Genomic DNA, 13,028 nt, shown 5'->3' with positions numbered 1-13,028 from the left:
CATGTTTCGACGTCAATTTCTTGCGCTGACCGGTGCGGCGGTGGCTTTGCCCGCCATGCCCGCCTTTGCCATCACCGAAGCCGGGGCCGAGCGGCTGGTCAACACGCTGGTCGCGGACATCAACAATGTCATCGCCTCGGGCAAGAGCGAGAACGCCATGTTCCGCGATTTCGAACGCATCTTTGCCCGCTATAGCGACACGTCCTATATCTCGGCCTATGCGATGGGCGTGGATGGGCGCCGCGCATCGTCCGCACAAAAACGTGCGTTTTCGGATGCGTTCCAGGGATATATCGCCCGCAAATACGGCAAGCGGTTCCGCGAGTTCATCGGCGGGCGGCTCGAGGTCAAGGGCGTCAAGCGCGTCAAGAACTGGTACGAGGTCGAGACCACCGCGTTCCTGCGCGGCGAGGCCCCCTTTGCCGTCACGTTCCATGTGTCGGACCGGTCGGGCAAGGATCTGTTCTTCAACATGTTCATCGAAGGGGTGAACCTGCTGTTGACCGAACGCACCGAGGTCGGCGCGCTGATCGACCGCAATGGCGGCAATATCGACGCGATGATTTCCGACCTCAAAAAGGCCGGCTGATCAGCGATCAGACCCCGAAGGATGACGGCTGCGGTTGTTTTCGTTGGGCGGGCCGCCGCCCAAGATATCGCGGATCAGGAATTCAATGATGCCTTCGGTGGTGCGCGGCACGTCGCGCCGCCGGTTGTCCGCCGGGGCCTGCGGCTGCGGTTGTGGGCGGGCACCCACGGGTGCCTGCATCGGCAGCGGGCGCACAGGCAACCCCTCGTGCACGCGCAACATCGTTTCGCGCCAGATCTCTGCAGGCAAACCGCCGCCCGTGACCCCGGTCAGCGGCGTGTTGTCGTCATAACCCATCCAGACACCCGCCACGTAATCGGCGGTAAAGCCGATGAACCACGCATCCCGCGCGGCCTGGGTCGTGCCGGTCTTGCCCGCGATTTCGCGCCCGCCGAACTGCGCCCGCTGGCCGGTGCCCTGGCTGACCACCTTTTCCATCATCCACACCAGTTGCGCCGCCGCCGCGTCCTGGATGACACGCTCGCGGATACCGCCGCCCGTGCCCATCAGTGGATCCGCGTCACCCTTGAGCCGCAGATCGATCAGCCCGTAGGGTGTGACCGCAGAGCCGCCGTTGAGAATGCCGGCATAGGCCCCTGTCATCTCCAGCAATGTGCTTTCCGATGCGCCAAGAGCGAGGGCGGGTCCGGCGGCCAGATCGCTTTCGATGCCGAAGTCGCTGGCCACGCGCCGGACCAGATCGCGGCCCACGCTTTCGGACACTTTGACCGCCGGGATATTGAGCGAATCCTTGAGCGCGTCGGTCAGCGTCACGCGGCCTTTGTAGTCATTGGTGTAGTTGCGCGGTGACCATGGCCCCGAGCCGGGGATGTCGATCGTCATCGGGCTGTCGTCCACCGTATCCAGCGGGGAATACCCCAGTTCCAGTGCCGCGGCATAGACAAAGGGCTTGAAGGCGGAACCGGTCTGGCGTTCCGCCTGAATGGCGCGGTTGAACACACCCGACACCCGCGTCTCGCGTCCGCCGACCATCGCACGCACCGCGCCGTCCGCGCTCATGACCACGATGGCGGCCTGCGCCTTGGAGCCCTTGCGCACCTTGTTTTCGAACACGTCTGTCAGCGCCTCTTCGGCGGCGCGTTGCAGGCGTTGGTCAAGCGTGGTGCGGATCACCACGTCCTCGGTGGTGTTGCGGGTAAAGAATTCGGGGCCGGTGGACATCACCCAATCGGCGAAATAGCCGCCCGCTTGCCTGCGTGCGGCGCGCGACAGGGTGGCGGGGTTCTGTTGCCACTGCGCGACCTCGGCGTCCGACAGATACCCCTGTTCACCCATCAGGCGCAGCACCGTGGCCGCGCGATCCTGCGAGCGTTTGAGGTCAGATGTCGGCGCCATGCGCGAGGGCGCCGTCAACAGCCCCGCGATCATCGCGCCCTCGGCCGCCGTCAGCTGGGCCGCCGGTTTGCCGAAATAGCGCTGCGCCGCCGCCTCGGCCCCATAGGCGCCTGCGCCCATATAGGCGCGGTTGAGATAGATCGACAGGATCTCGTCCTTGGAATACTTGACCTCCATCGCGAGGGCAAAGATCGCCTCCTTGGCTTTGCGTTGCAGGGATCCGCGACGGCAATCGGCGACATAGGCCGCCTCGTTCTTCCATTCGGTCGGGTCGTATTCAACACCCAGGCACAGCAGTTTCGCGGTTTGCTGGGTGATGGTGGACCCGCCGTGGCCTTGCAGCGCACCACGCCCTTCGCTGAGGTTGATGCGCACAGCACTTGCGATGCCACGCGGGCTGAGGCCGAAGTGGCGGTAGAACCGTTTGTCCTCGGTCGCGACGACGGCGTTCTTGAGATCCTCGGACACCGAGTTCGCTGTGACAGCGCCACCGAACTGATCCCCGCGCCAGGCATAAACGGCGTCTTCGCGGTCCAGCAGCGTGACCGAGCCGCGCGCGCGGCCATCCAGAAGTTGCGTGACATTGGGCAGCGTGGTCCAGACATAGCCAACCGCGAGCGCCAGAACGAGGGCAGCAACCGCAGCGCCGCGCCATGTGACCACCCAGATCAGGCGGACAATCCAACGCAGGATGCGCGCAATGATCCCGCGCTTGGGCGGCGGCGTCGTTTTGCGCGCCTTGGGCTTCGGCTTTTTCGCGGCGGGCTTTGCACCATAACGACGGTCTGCAACCAGGGGCCGCTTACCCCGTTTTGAATCACTCATGAACGACCCCTGCCCGGCCTTGTTGTTTGGCGCATCATATCCCGTTTCGAGGCCAATGCCACGCCCTGCAAACGTGCCCGCCCGATTCCTATCTGTCTAATTATTAGGCAATGCGGTCTTTTTGCGCATTTTTTATGCACATGCGTTGGAATTGGGCAAGGCAAACCGAGGCGGGTTCTTTGCCGTACGGGTCGTTTGCATTCATTTAATCCGCGTATTGCAGGGGTACCTGCCAACCAAAGGGGACATGTGGTGAAACTCATCATTGCAACAATCAAGCCGTTCAAGCTGGAGGAGGTCCGCGAGGCGCTGACCGAGGCTGGCGTGCGCGGCATGATGGTCACGGAAATCAAGGGCTTCGGCTCGCAATCCGGGCACACAGAAATCTACCGCGGCGCGGAATACGCCGTGAACTTCGTGCCGAAGGTCAAGATCGAGATCGTGGTCGCCGAGAGCATGGCCGACCAGATCGTACAGACCATCACCAAGACAGCGCAAACCGGCAAGATCGGCGACGGCAAGATCTTTGTGCTGGATGTGGAACAGGCCGTGCGCGTGCGCACCGGCGAAACCAACGAAGACGCCATCTAAGCGCAGTATCAAAGGGAAAATACGGACAATGAAACCTATCAAATCTCTCCTTGTTGGCACGGGCCTGACCGTTCTGCCGACACTGGCGCTGGCCCAGGATGCCGCTCCGGGCTTTGACGAGATCGGCCCATACATCATGACCACCCTGCTGTTCTGCATGGCTGGTTTCCTCGTGTTCTTCATGGCGGCAGGCTTTGCCATGCTCGAAGGCGGTCTGGTGCGGTCCAAGAACGTGACCATGCAGATGACCAAGAACATCGCGCTCTTCTCGATCGCGGCAATCATGTACTGGATGGTCGGCTTCAACACGATGTATCCGGGCGACTTCAACGGCTACTTCGCCATCGGCGGCCTGACGGTCCTCGACCCGGTGGGTGTGGCCGCGGCGGATGCGGCGCTCGACTACGCGTCGGTCGGTTCGGACTTCTTCTTCCAGCTGGTGTTTGTGGCCGCAACCGCGTCCATCGTCTCCGGCGTGCTGGCAGAGCGGATCAAACTCTGGCCCTTCCTGATCTTTGTCGTTGTTCTTACAGGATTTATGTACCCGATTTCCGGTTCCTGGCAGTGGGGCGGCGGCTGGTTGTCCGAGATGGGCTTCTCCGACTTTGCCGGCTCGACCGTCGTGCACTCCGTGGGTGGCTGGGCCGCTCTGGCCGGTGCCATCGTGCTGGGTCCGCGGATCGGCAAATACAAGGACGGCAAGGTCGTTCCGATGCCCGGTTCGAACCTCGCGCTTGCCACTTTGGGTACGTTCATCCTGTGGCTGGGTTGGTTCGGCTTTAACGGTGGTTCGCAGCTGGCGATGGGCACCGTGGGCGACGTGTCCGACGTGTCGCGCATCTTTGCCAACACCAACATGGCGGCGGCAGCCGGTGCGGTTGCAGCACTGATCCTGACGCAGATCATGTACAAGAAACCCGACCTGACCATGGTGCTGAACGGCGCGCTGGCGGGCCTCGTTTCGATCACGGCCGAGCCGCTCGCACCGTCGCTGTTTGGCGCGCTGTGGATTGGTGCCGTGGGCGGTATCATCGTGGTCTTCACCGTGCCGCTGCTGGACAAGTTCAAGATCGACGATGTTGTCGGTGCGATCCCGGTTCACCTGTTCGCAGGCATCTGGGGCACCATCGCCGTCATCTTCTACGGCGAGGCATCGCTGGGCACACAGCTGACCGGTATCGTGGCTTACGGCGTGTTCACCTTTGTCGCATCGCTGGTGATCTGGTTCATCCTCAAGGCGGTCATGGGCATCCGTGTCAGCGAAGAGGACGAGATCAACGGTCTGGATATGTCCGAGCTGGGCATGGAAGCGTATCCCGAATTCTCGAAAGGCTGAGGTCTCCTTCCTCTCAGACAAGAGAACCAACTGGCCGGGCGGAAACGCCCGGCCTTTTTCGTTTGTGAAGGGTGCGTGCGGTGCATTAACCGGGCGGCGCAACGCAGCGCAGGCAGGGATGACAGCGCAGGGAAACATGCAGACCGGTGCCGAAACTGTACAGTTCTGACCCTGTGGTTTTGGCCGGTATCGGGGCCATTTCAGCAAATTGCGCAGTTTGACCCGCAAACTGTACAGTTTGCCCAGCGCCGATGAACGCCGAGGTTAACGCCCGCCGCAAAGCCCAAAGTTTCAGCGTTCTTTACCCTTTGGTAACGGACAAATCCCGAACACCACGCGTGAATTCAGGGGGGTAGGGTGGGCAATCTGCCCACCATGCGTCAGAGGTCCGCGGGCTCGATCATGTCCACGCGGGTGGCATGGCGGCCGCCCTCGAACTCGGTGCCGAGGAACGCGTCGACAATGGCCATGGCGGCCACGTCACCCACGATGCGCGCGCCGATGGCCAGCATGTTGGCATCGTTATGCGCCCGGATCAGCCCGGCGGACACCGGATCGGAACAGGCGCCGCAGCGGATGCCCGGCACCTTGTTCGCCGCCATCATGATGCCCTGCCCCGTGCCACACAAAAGGATCCCCAGATCGCAGTCGCCCGACGCCACCTGTCGCGCCGCCGCCTGACCGTGCAGGGGGTAATGCGTGCTTTCGGTCGTGGTGGGGCCGATGTCGACCGCCGTGTGACCGAGCGATGTCACATGCGCGGCAATCGCCTGACGCAGATCGATGGCGGCGTGGTCGCTGGACAGAACAATGCGCGCCATGGGTTCACACGCCCGCCTTGACGATGGCCTCGGCAAGGATCGGCACGGTCTGTGCATTAAGGCCCGCGATGTTCATACGGCTGTCGCCCACCATGTAGATGCCGCTGTCTGTGCGCATCTTCTCGACCAGATCGGACGAGGTGCCAAGCCGCGAGAACATGCCCCGGTGCTCGGCCAGAAAGCCGAAGCGGTTGGAGCCGGAGCGGGTCTCAAGCTCCTTGGCCAGTTGTTCGCGCAAGGTAAGCATGCCCAGACGCATCTCTTCAAGCTCGGCCATCCAGTCGGCGCGCAGGGCGTCGTCGTTCAGGATCATCGTGACCAGACGCGCGCCGTGATCGGGCGGAAAGCTGTAGTTCTGGCGGTTGAGGAAGTTGAGCGTGCCCTGGGCGATGCCGGTGTCCGTGCCGTTTGCGATCAGCATCAGGATGCCGGTGCGTTCGCGGTAGATCCCGAAATTCTTGGAGCAGCTGGCCGCGATCAGGCATTCGGGCACGGCGGCGGCAACCTTGCGCGTGCCGGCGGCATCCGCGTCCAGCCCGTCGCCAAAGCCCTGATAGGCGATGTCGATCATCGGCGTGGCCCCGGTGTCGTGCAGCACCGCGATCACCGCGTCCCATTGCGGGCCGGTCAGGTTTGCCCCGGTCGGGTTATGGCAGCAGCCGTGCAGCAGGATCAGGTCGCCCTTTTTCGCGGTCTTGAGGTCGGCGATCATGCCGTCGAAATCCACGCCGCGGGTTTCGTCGTCGAAATAGCGGTAGAGCACGGTTTCCATGCCCAGATAGTCGAGGATCGACAGGTGGTTGGGCCATGTGGGGTTGGACACGAAGACGCGCGCCTCCGGGTTGGCCATGCGGGTCAGCTCGAACGCCTGCCGGACCGCGCCGGTGCCACCGGGTGTGGCCACCGAGTGGACGGACGTGCGCGGCACCGCGTCGCCCAGCACCAGATTGACCATGGCGTCGTTGAAGTCAGGCGCACCGGCGAGGCCCACATAGGTCTTGGTGTCCTGCGCCTCCCACAGTTGGTGTTCGGCGGCCTTGACCGCGCGCATGATCGGCGTGTTGCCGGTGGCGTCCTTGTAGACGCCGACGCCCAGGTCGACTTTGTCCGTGCGGGTGTCCTCGCGGTACATCTGCATCAGCATCAGGATGCCATCGGGTTTCTGGGCGGTGAGATGTTCGAACATCAGGCGTCTCCGGTTGCGACGGGCACGGTGGGGAACATCCCCCATTCGGTCCAGGATCCGTCATAGAGGGACCAGCTGTCATGGCCCATGCGGGTGAGGGCGAGGCCGAGGATCGCGGCGGTGACGCCGGAGCCGCAGCTGGTGATGATGGGTTTGGCGAGGTCGACGCCGGCCTCTTGGAACAGGGCGCGGGTGTCGGCGGGGGATTTCATGGTGCTGTCGTCGTTGAGCAGCGCCTCGTAGTGCACGTTGCGCGCGCCCGGAATATGACCGGCGCGCAGGCCCGGACGGGGTTCGGGCGCATCGCCGCGGAACCGGCCCGGCGCGCGGGCATCGACGATCTGGACCGAGCCCAGTTTCGAGGCCTGACTGACCTGGGTGACATCGCGCACGAGGTGGTTCTGAAAACGCGCCGTCAGGTGGCGGTCCTTGATGACGGGAGGCATGTCCTCGGTCGGGTGCCCTTCGGCCTGCCATTTGGGAAACCCGCCGTCCAGAACGGCCACGTCGCGGTGGCCCATCAGGCGGAACAGCCACCAGACCCGCGCGGCACTGAACAGGCCCGCACCGTCATAGACAACCACCTGATGCCCGTCACCCACGCCCATGGCGCGCATACGGGACATGAACTTTTCCGGCGGGGGGGCCATGTGCGGCAGATCGGAGCGCAGGTCGCTGATCTCGTCGATGTCAAAGAAGCGCGCGCCGGGGATGTGGGCCGCGTCATATTCAGCCCGCGCATCGCGGTCGGTGCCCGGCAGGTACATGGACGCATCCAGCACGCGCAGGTCAGGATCCTTGAGATGCGCGGCCAGCCATGCGGTGGAAACGAGCGTTTTGGGATCGTCTGACATGGGGTGCCCCTCCGGCGGCGTCAAAAACGCCTTTGACTAACGCCGGACGGGGCGCGAGGCAAGCCCCGCTTACTTGCTGAGTTGCGCCCGAACAGCGCCCACGATGGCCAGAACCGCGCCGCCGCCGATGCCGCCGCCTGCGACCTGGGACAGGATGCCCGCGAGGTCCATGCCGCCGCCTGCGCCTGCGCCCAGCATGGACAGCACAGTGCCCCCGATGCCGCCGCCGACAATGCCGCTGAGCGAGTTGATGAGAACCCCTTGGTTCAGGTTCTTGAGCAGGCCGCCGGCAACGTTGCCGCCAACCGCGCCCGAGATGAGGCCGATGATGAGCTCCATGGGTCTTTCCTTTGATCGTTCAGGCGAGGTGTTGCGTGCCGCGGCCTGCGCCTGATCCGCCAGCGGCGTTCAAAGGCATAGCCCACGGGGCGCACCGGTCGGCAGGGGAAAGGTGCGCGGGTTTTCCCACGCGTGGGCCCATCAGCCCTGTTTCAGCAGCCGCTGTTTCTGGCGGCCCCAGTCGCGTTTGGCGGAGGTGTCGCGCTTGTCGTGCAGCTTTTTGCCCTTGGCGATGCCCAGCTTGAGCTTGGCCATGCCCTTGTGGTTGAAATAGAGCACGATGGGCACCAGCGTCATGCCCTTGCGCTGGGTTGCGTTCCACAGGTTGCCAAGTTCCTTGCGGCTGACCAGCAGCTTGCGACGGCGGCGTTCCTCGTGCTTGAACGATTTGGCCTGTTCGTAGGGCGCGATATAGCTGTTGACCAGCCACAGTTCGCCATTTTCGACCGCCGCATAGCTTTCCGCGATATTGGCCCCGCCCAGACGCAGGGATTTGACCTCGGACCCTTCGAGGATGATCCCGCATTCGATATCGTCCTCGATTGCATAATCAAAGCGCGCGCGCCGGTTCTCGGCGGCGATCTTGTAGTTGGGGTCTGATTTACCTTGGGCCATGGCACTGGGATGTAGGGACTTGGCCCCGCGCAGGCAAGGGCTGTGCGGCGTTCATGGATTCTTGGTCATTGGGCCGGTAGGGTGCGCGCAACACAGAAAGCAGAGCAGAGAAATGCGGATTTGGTTGGCGGTGATGGCGTGTGTGACCTTGTTGGGGTGCACCGAACCGGTGCCGTCATCGGGCAACGCGCGGATCATTGCGACGGGCGACAGCATGCTTGCGTGGAATGCCGGGTCGGGGCGGTCCGTCATTGACGCGTTGGAACAGAAATTGGGCGCGCGTGTCGTGGACCGGTCGGTGGTCGGCGCGCGGTACCACTATGTCCTGCCGATCAGCGGCAGCCTTGGCGTGCGCATTGGTGCGCAATATGTGTCCGGGCCGTGGGACTGGGCCGTGATGAACGGCGGCGGCAACGACCTGTGGCTTGGATGCGGGTGCGCCAAGTGTGATGCGCAGCTGGATCGGCTGATTTCACCGGATGGCACGAGCGGCACAGTTGTCGACATGGTCACGCGTGCGCGCGCGGATGGCGCACAGGTGGTGTATGTGGGGTATTTGCGCACGCCGGGCAAACCGTCCCTGATCGACCATTGCCGCACCTGGGGGCAGAAATACGAGGCGCGGTTGGCGCGCATGGCGGCGCGTGATGCCGGTGTGACATTTGTCTCTATTGCCGATGTGGTCCCTGATGGGGACCTGAGTTTTCACGACGTCGACCGCATCCATCCGTCACCCAAAGGCAGTGCCGCCATCGCGGCGCGGATTGCAGCGGTGATCAGGTAACCGGGTCAGTCGCCCAGTTTCTTGTGCACTTCGTCCAGGTCGATCTCACCAATGGGCATCTTGTTGCCCGGATTTTCGAAATCGTATTTGAACAGGTCGAAATCGCGTTTGTAGATTTCGTAGACGAGGTGCATCGACAGGTCGTCAAAATAATCCTCGACCGGGTGCGCCCGCTTGGGCCCGTGCCCTTCGCTTTCGTTGAAGCGGGGGATGTCGGCGATGTTCACGCCGTGGGGCGTCTCGATCGCCTCCATCACCTGTTCCATGCCCTCGTTGAACTTTTCGGTCCAGATTATCTTGTCATAGCGGCCGCCGTTCACGATGAAGGTCGACACGTGGCCGGACATGGCGGACCAGTGGATGTCAGGCTCCATCGGGCGGCGCCAGCGGATGGTGTCGCGCGCAAAGAGCAGGAAGCGGCGGAACGACTGGATCTGGTCAAAGTCCTGCTTGCCGTCATCGCCGCCGACCTCGATCCCGTATTTCTGGATCAGGAGCGGGACAAGGTTGCCGCGGTAGCGTTTGCCGTTGCGCTGGATGCCGCAGATCTTGTCGAAGAACGAGCTGAGGATGCGGGTGTAGGGATTGCGCACGCAGGTGAAGGCATAGCTGTTGTGCGCCTTGACGTTGTCGGTGATGATCGGCTGGCTGTTTTCGATGGCCCATTTGTGCATGCCGCCCTGCGCGTCATGGATGTCGCCGTCAAAAAATTCACCGTGATCGGAGTAGAACATGATCTGTCCGATGGTCGAACAGGCGCACTTGGGCACCACGCGGTATACCACGCTTTCACTTTCCGTCATCCAGGTGCCAGGAAAACCCATACCACTCGCCCCTTTTTACTGCGCAGTTTTTCGCACTGCGTCCATCTATGGCAAAAAACCAAAGAAATCTTGTTTATTCAATCTCTCCTTAGCTTTATCTACGTATACAATCGGCAGTAAAGAGGCAGTTAAGTTTCCAGAATGGCAAAAATCGCCTATATCTTGCTGTGTCACAAGGACCCGGACGCCATCATCAAGCAGGCGGAACGGTTGACTGCGGCTGGCGACTACATGGCCATCCATTTTGATGCCCGCGCCGATCCGACCGCCTTTGCCGCGATACGCACCGCGTTGAAAGACAATGATCATGTGACATTTGCGCATCGCCGCATCAAATGCGGTTGGGGCGAATGGAGCCTTGTCCAAGCCACGCTTTATGCCGTTGAGGCCGCGGTCGAGGCGTTTCCGCGTGCCACGCATTTCTACATGCTGTCGGGCGACTGCATGGCGATCAAGTCGGCGGAGTACACGCACCAGTTCCTTGACGACAACGATGCCGATTTCATCGAGAGCTTTGATTACTTCGAAAGCGACTGGATCAAGACGGGGATGAAGGAAGAGCGGCTGATCTACCGCCATTTCTTTAACGAACGCACGCAGAAGTGGCGGTTTTACACCAGCTATCACCTGCAACAACGTTTTGGGATCACGCGCGAGATCCCGGCGGACATCCAGGTGCAGATCGGCAGTCAGTGGTGGTGCCTGCGCCGCCGCACGATCGAATGGGTGCTGGAATTCACCCGCCAGCGCCGCGATGTGATGCGGTTTTTCCGCACGACCTGGATCCCGGACGAGACGTTTTTCCAGACTGTCGTGCGCCACGTGGTCCCGGAGGACGAGATCCGCACGCGCACGCTGACCTTTTTGATGTTCACGGATTATGGGATGCCGGTGACGTTTTACGACGACCACTATGACCTGCTGCTCAGTCAGGATTTCCTGTTTGCGCGCAAGATCAGCCCGGAGGCCAAGGATCTCAAGCGGCGGCTTGGTCTGCTTTATGCCGCCGAGAATGTTCCGTTCCAGATTTCGAACGAGGGGGCGAGCCTGTTCAAGTTCCTGACCGGTCGGGGGCGGATCGGGCGGCGGTTCGCCACGCGGTTCTGGGAGACGGAGAGCACGCTGGGCCGCAACCGCGAGCTGTTGATCATCATCTGCAAGAAGTGGCACGTGGCCAAGCGGCTGTTGGAGCGGATCCGCGCGATGACCAACGTGCCGGCCATTGAGTACCTGTTCAACGAGGAGCACACGCCCCTGCCCGATCTGGGCGGGATCCAGAACACGCTGGGCAAGCGGACGCGACACCGCCGGGCGCTAATGCGGATGCTGTTCGATTTCTACGAGACCGACCGTCTGATCGTGTGCATGGACCCCGGCAACCTCGATCTGTTGCAGGATTTCGCGGGCGACCGGTCGATCACGCGGATGCTGGAAATCCAGTGCGAGTTCACCGAGGATTACCTGATCGGGCACGCGATGCGCGTGGGTCTGGCCGGGGAACAGACGGCGCCGGAGACGCTGGAGCGGTTGCTGCCCACGATCCGCAACGACATGACCTTTGAATCCGACCGCATCCGCGACGCGGATTTCGAACATCTGGACCGGATGCGCGAGGCCGCGGATCTGGACGACAATGCCAAGGCGCTGGCCCGGTTCCTGACCATGCCCGAGGAAAAGGCCCGCGAGATCGCCGCCGTCGACTACCTCTTTGCCGACTGAAGCGCGCGCAGTTTCCCCTCGAACCCCGGCGGGCGAGCGTCTATGCACTGGGCCCATGTCGGACGCCACCCTCACCCTTTTCGCGATCACCCTGCCCGGTCTGGAACAGACCCTGGCAGAGGAGGCGCGCGGCCACGGGTTCAACGTCACGGATGTCGCGCCCGGCGGCGTCACCATGGCGGGCGACTGGCCGGAGGTCTGGCGCGCCAATCTCGAGCTGCACTGTGCCACGCGGGTGCTGGTGCGGCTGGGGTCGTTCATGGCGTTCCACCTTGCGCAACTGGACAAACGGGCGCGCAAGTTCCCGTGGGGGGACGTGCTGGACCCGTCCGTGCCGGTGCGGGTGGACGTCGCCACATCGCGCAAGTCCAAGATCTATCACGCAGGGGCCGCCACCAGCCGGATCGAAACCGCGCTGACCGAGGCCGCAGGCATGCAGGTCGCGCGGGACGCGCCGGTGATCCTGAAGATCCGCATCGAAGACAACCGCGTCACGATCAGCGCGGATACATCGGGCGAGCCGCTGCACAAACGCGGCCACAAGGAGGCCGTGGGCAAGGCGCCCCTGCGCGAGACACTGGCGGCGGCGTTCCTGCTGCAATGCGGCTTCGACGGCACGCAACCGGTGTTCGACCCGATGTGCGGATCAGGCACCTTTGTGCTGGAGGCCGCAGAGATGGCCGCGGGCCTCCAGGCCGGGCGGGCGCGGCGCTTTGCCTTTGAGCAGTTTGCCGGGGTGTCGGCGGAGGGCGTGGCACAGATGCGCACCGACGCGCGGCGCCGCACACCAAATGTCCGCTTTACCGGGTCCGACCGCGATCAGGGCGTGATCGCCATGGCGCAGGCCAATGCCGCACGCGCGGGTGTGTCTGATCTGGTGCAGTTTGGCACGGGCAATGCGGGCGACGCATCGCCACCTGACGGGCCGCCGGGGATCGTGATGATCAACCCGCCCTACGGCGCGCGGATCGGCGATAAAAAGGCGCTTTATCCGGTGTACGGAAGGCTGGGCCAGGTGCTGACAGAGCGGTTTGCCGGCTGGCGCGTGGGCATTGTCACCAGCGAGCCGGCGCTGGCCAAGACCACCGGGTTGCCGTTTCTGCCCGACGGTCCGGCGATTGCCCATGGCGGCCTGCGTGTCCGCCTCTACCGGACAGACGCGCTGGTGTAGGGTGCGCATTCACTGCGC

Annotated in this window: 13 protein-coding genes; 6 read left to right on the top strand and 7 right to left on the bottom strand. The window is 63.1% G+C overall.

What is annotated here, in order from left to right; translation table 11 throughout:
• Window position 1: 1 nt before the first annotated feature.
• Entirely contained in the window at window positions 2-589 is a 588-nt protein-coding gene (locus Q0949_RS00840) for a phospholipid-binding protein MlaC (RefSeq protein WP_299367202.1), read from the top strand.
• Here Q0949_RS00840 and Q0949_RS00835 read toward each other — a convergent pair whose 3' ends face one another.
• Complete coding sequence (locus Q0949_RS00835; RefSeq protein WP_299367199.1) at window positions 590-2,770, bottom strand: PBP1A family penicillin-binding protein; 2,181 nt, start codon at window positions 2,768-2,770, stop codon at window positions 590-592.
• A gap of 252 nt (window positions 2,771-3,022) precedes the next feature.
• Between Q0949_RS00835 and Q0949_RS00830 the strand changes: the two genes are divergently transcribed.
• Both Q0949_RS00830 and Q0949_RS00825 read left to right on the top strand, forming a co-directional pair.
• The gene (locus tag Q0949_RS00830; RefSeq protein ID WP_299367196.1) at window positions 3,023-3,361 is read left to right on the top strand and encodes a P-II family nitrogen regulator; all 339 of its coding nucleotides are present in this window, start codon (window positions 3,023-3,025) and stop codon (window positions 3,359-3,361) included.
• Between the two features lie 28 nt (window positions 3,362-3,389).
• Window positions 3,390-4,697 carry an ammonium transporter gene (locus Q0949_RS00825; protein ID WP_299367193.1) on the top strand — a complete coding sequence of 436 codons (1,308 nt, stop codon included), beginning with the start codon at window positions 3,390-3,392 and terminating at the stop codon, window positions 4,695-4,697.
• A 380-nt stretch (window positions 4,698-5,077) separates the two neighbouring features.
• On the opposite strand, the gene rpiB is transcribed toward Q0949_RS00825, so the two are convergent.
• The 5 genes from rpiB to smpB all read right to left on the bottom strand — a co-directional run bounded on the left by rpiB (window position 5,078) and on the right by smpB (window position 8,512).
• Window positions 5,078-5,518 carry a ribose 5-phosphate isomerase B gene (gene rpiB, locus Q0949_RS00820; protein ID WP_299367190.1) on the bottom strand — a complete coding sequence of 147 codons (441 nt, stop codon included), beginning with the start codon at window positions 5,516-5,518 and terminating at the stop codon, window positions 5,078-5,080.
• 4 nt (window positions 5,519-5,522) lie between these two features.
• Window positions 5,523-6,704: an amino acid aminotransferase gene (locus Q0949_RS00815; protein ID WP_299367187.1), complete on the bottom strand. Its 1,182-nt coding sequence runs from the start codon at window positions 6,702-6,704 to the stop codon at window positions 5,523-5,525.
• Window positions 6,704-7,558, bottom strand: a complete 855-nt coding sequence (gene sseA / locus Q0949_RS00810) for a 3-mercaptopyruvate sulfurtransferase (protein WP_299367184.1) — start codon at window positions 7,556-7,558, stop codon at window positions 6,704-6,706. The genes Q0949_RS00815 and sseA overlap by 1 nt, the downstream gene beginning before the upstream one ends.
• A 69-nt stretch (window positions 7,559-7,627) precedes the next feature.
• Window positions 7,628-7,897: a hypothetical protein gene (locus Q0949_RS00805; RefSeq protein ID WP_299367181.1), complete on the bottom strand. Its 270-nt coding sequence runs from the start codon at window positions 7,895-7,897 to the stop codon at window positions 7,628-7,630.
• Between the two features lie 141 nt (window positions 7,898-8,038).
• Entirely contained in the window at window positions 8,039-8,512 is a 474-nt protein-coding gene (smpB, locus tag Q0949_RS00800; protein ID WP_299367178.1) for an SsrA-binding protein SmpB, read from the bottom strand.
• A gap of 112 nt (window positions 8,513-8,624) precedes the next feature.
• Between smpB and Q0949_RS00795 the strand changes: the two genes are divergently transcribed.
• Complete coding sequence (locus Q0949_RS00795; RefSeq protein WP_299367175.1) at window positions 8,625-9,296, top strand: SGNH/GDSL hydrolase family protein; 672 nt, start codon at window positions 8,625-8,627, stop codon at window positions 9,294-9,296.
• 5 nt (window positions 9,297-9,301) lie between these two features.
• Here Q0949_RS00795 and Q0949_RS00790 read toward each other — a convergent pair whose 3' ends face one another.
• A complete protein-coding gene (locus Q0949_RS00790) occupies window positions 9,302-10,120 on the bottom strand; it encodes a sulfotransferase family protein (protein ID WP_299367172.1) in 819 nt (272 codons plus the stop codon).
• A gap of 141 nt (window positions 10,121-10,261) precedes the next feature.
• Between Q0949_RS00790 and Q0949_RS00785 the strand changes: the two genes are divergently transcribed.
• Together Q0949_RS00785 and Q0949_RS00780 are read left to right on the top strand one after the other, a co-directional pair.
• On the top strand, window positions 10,262-11,839 hold the full coding sequence (locus Q0949_RS00785; protein ID WP_299367169.1) for a DUF5928 domain-containing protein: 1,578 nt from the start codon (window positions 10,262-10,264) through the stop codon (window positions 11,837-11,839).
• A 55-nt stretch (window positions 11,840-11,894) separates the two neighbouring features.
• Window positions 11,895-13,010, top strand: a complete 1,116-nt coding sequence (locus Q0949_RS00780; protein WP_299367166.1) for a class I SAM-dependent RNA methyltransferase — start codon at window positions 11,895-11,897, stop codon at window positions 13,008-13,010.
• Window positions 13,011-13,028: the final 18 nt, after the last annotated feature.

The organism is uncultured Tateyamaria sp., assembly GCF_947487805.1.
Lineage (GTDB): Bacteria > Pseudomonadota > Alphaproteobacteria > Rhodobacterales > Rhodobacteraceae > Tateyamaria.
This window is presented reverse-complemented; position numbering and strand designations above follow the sequence as displayed.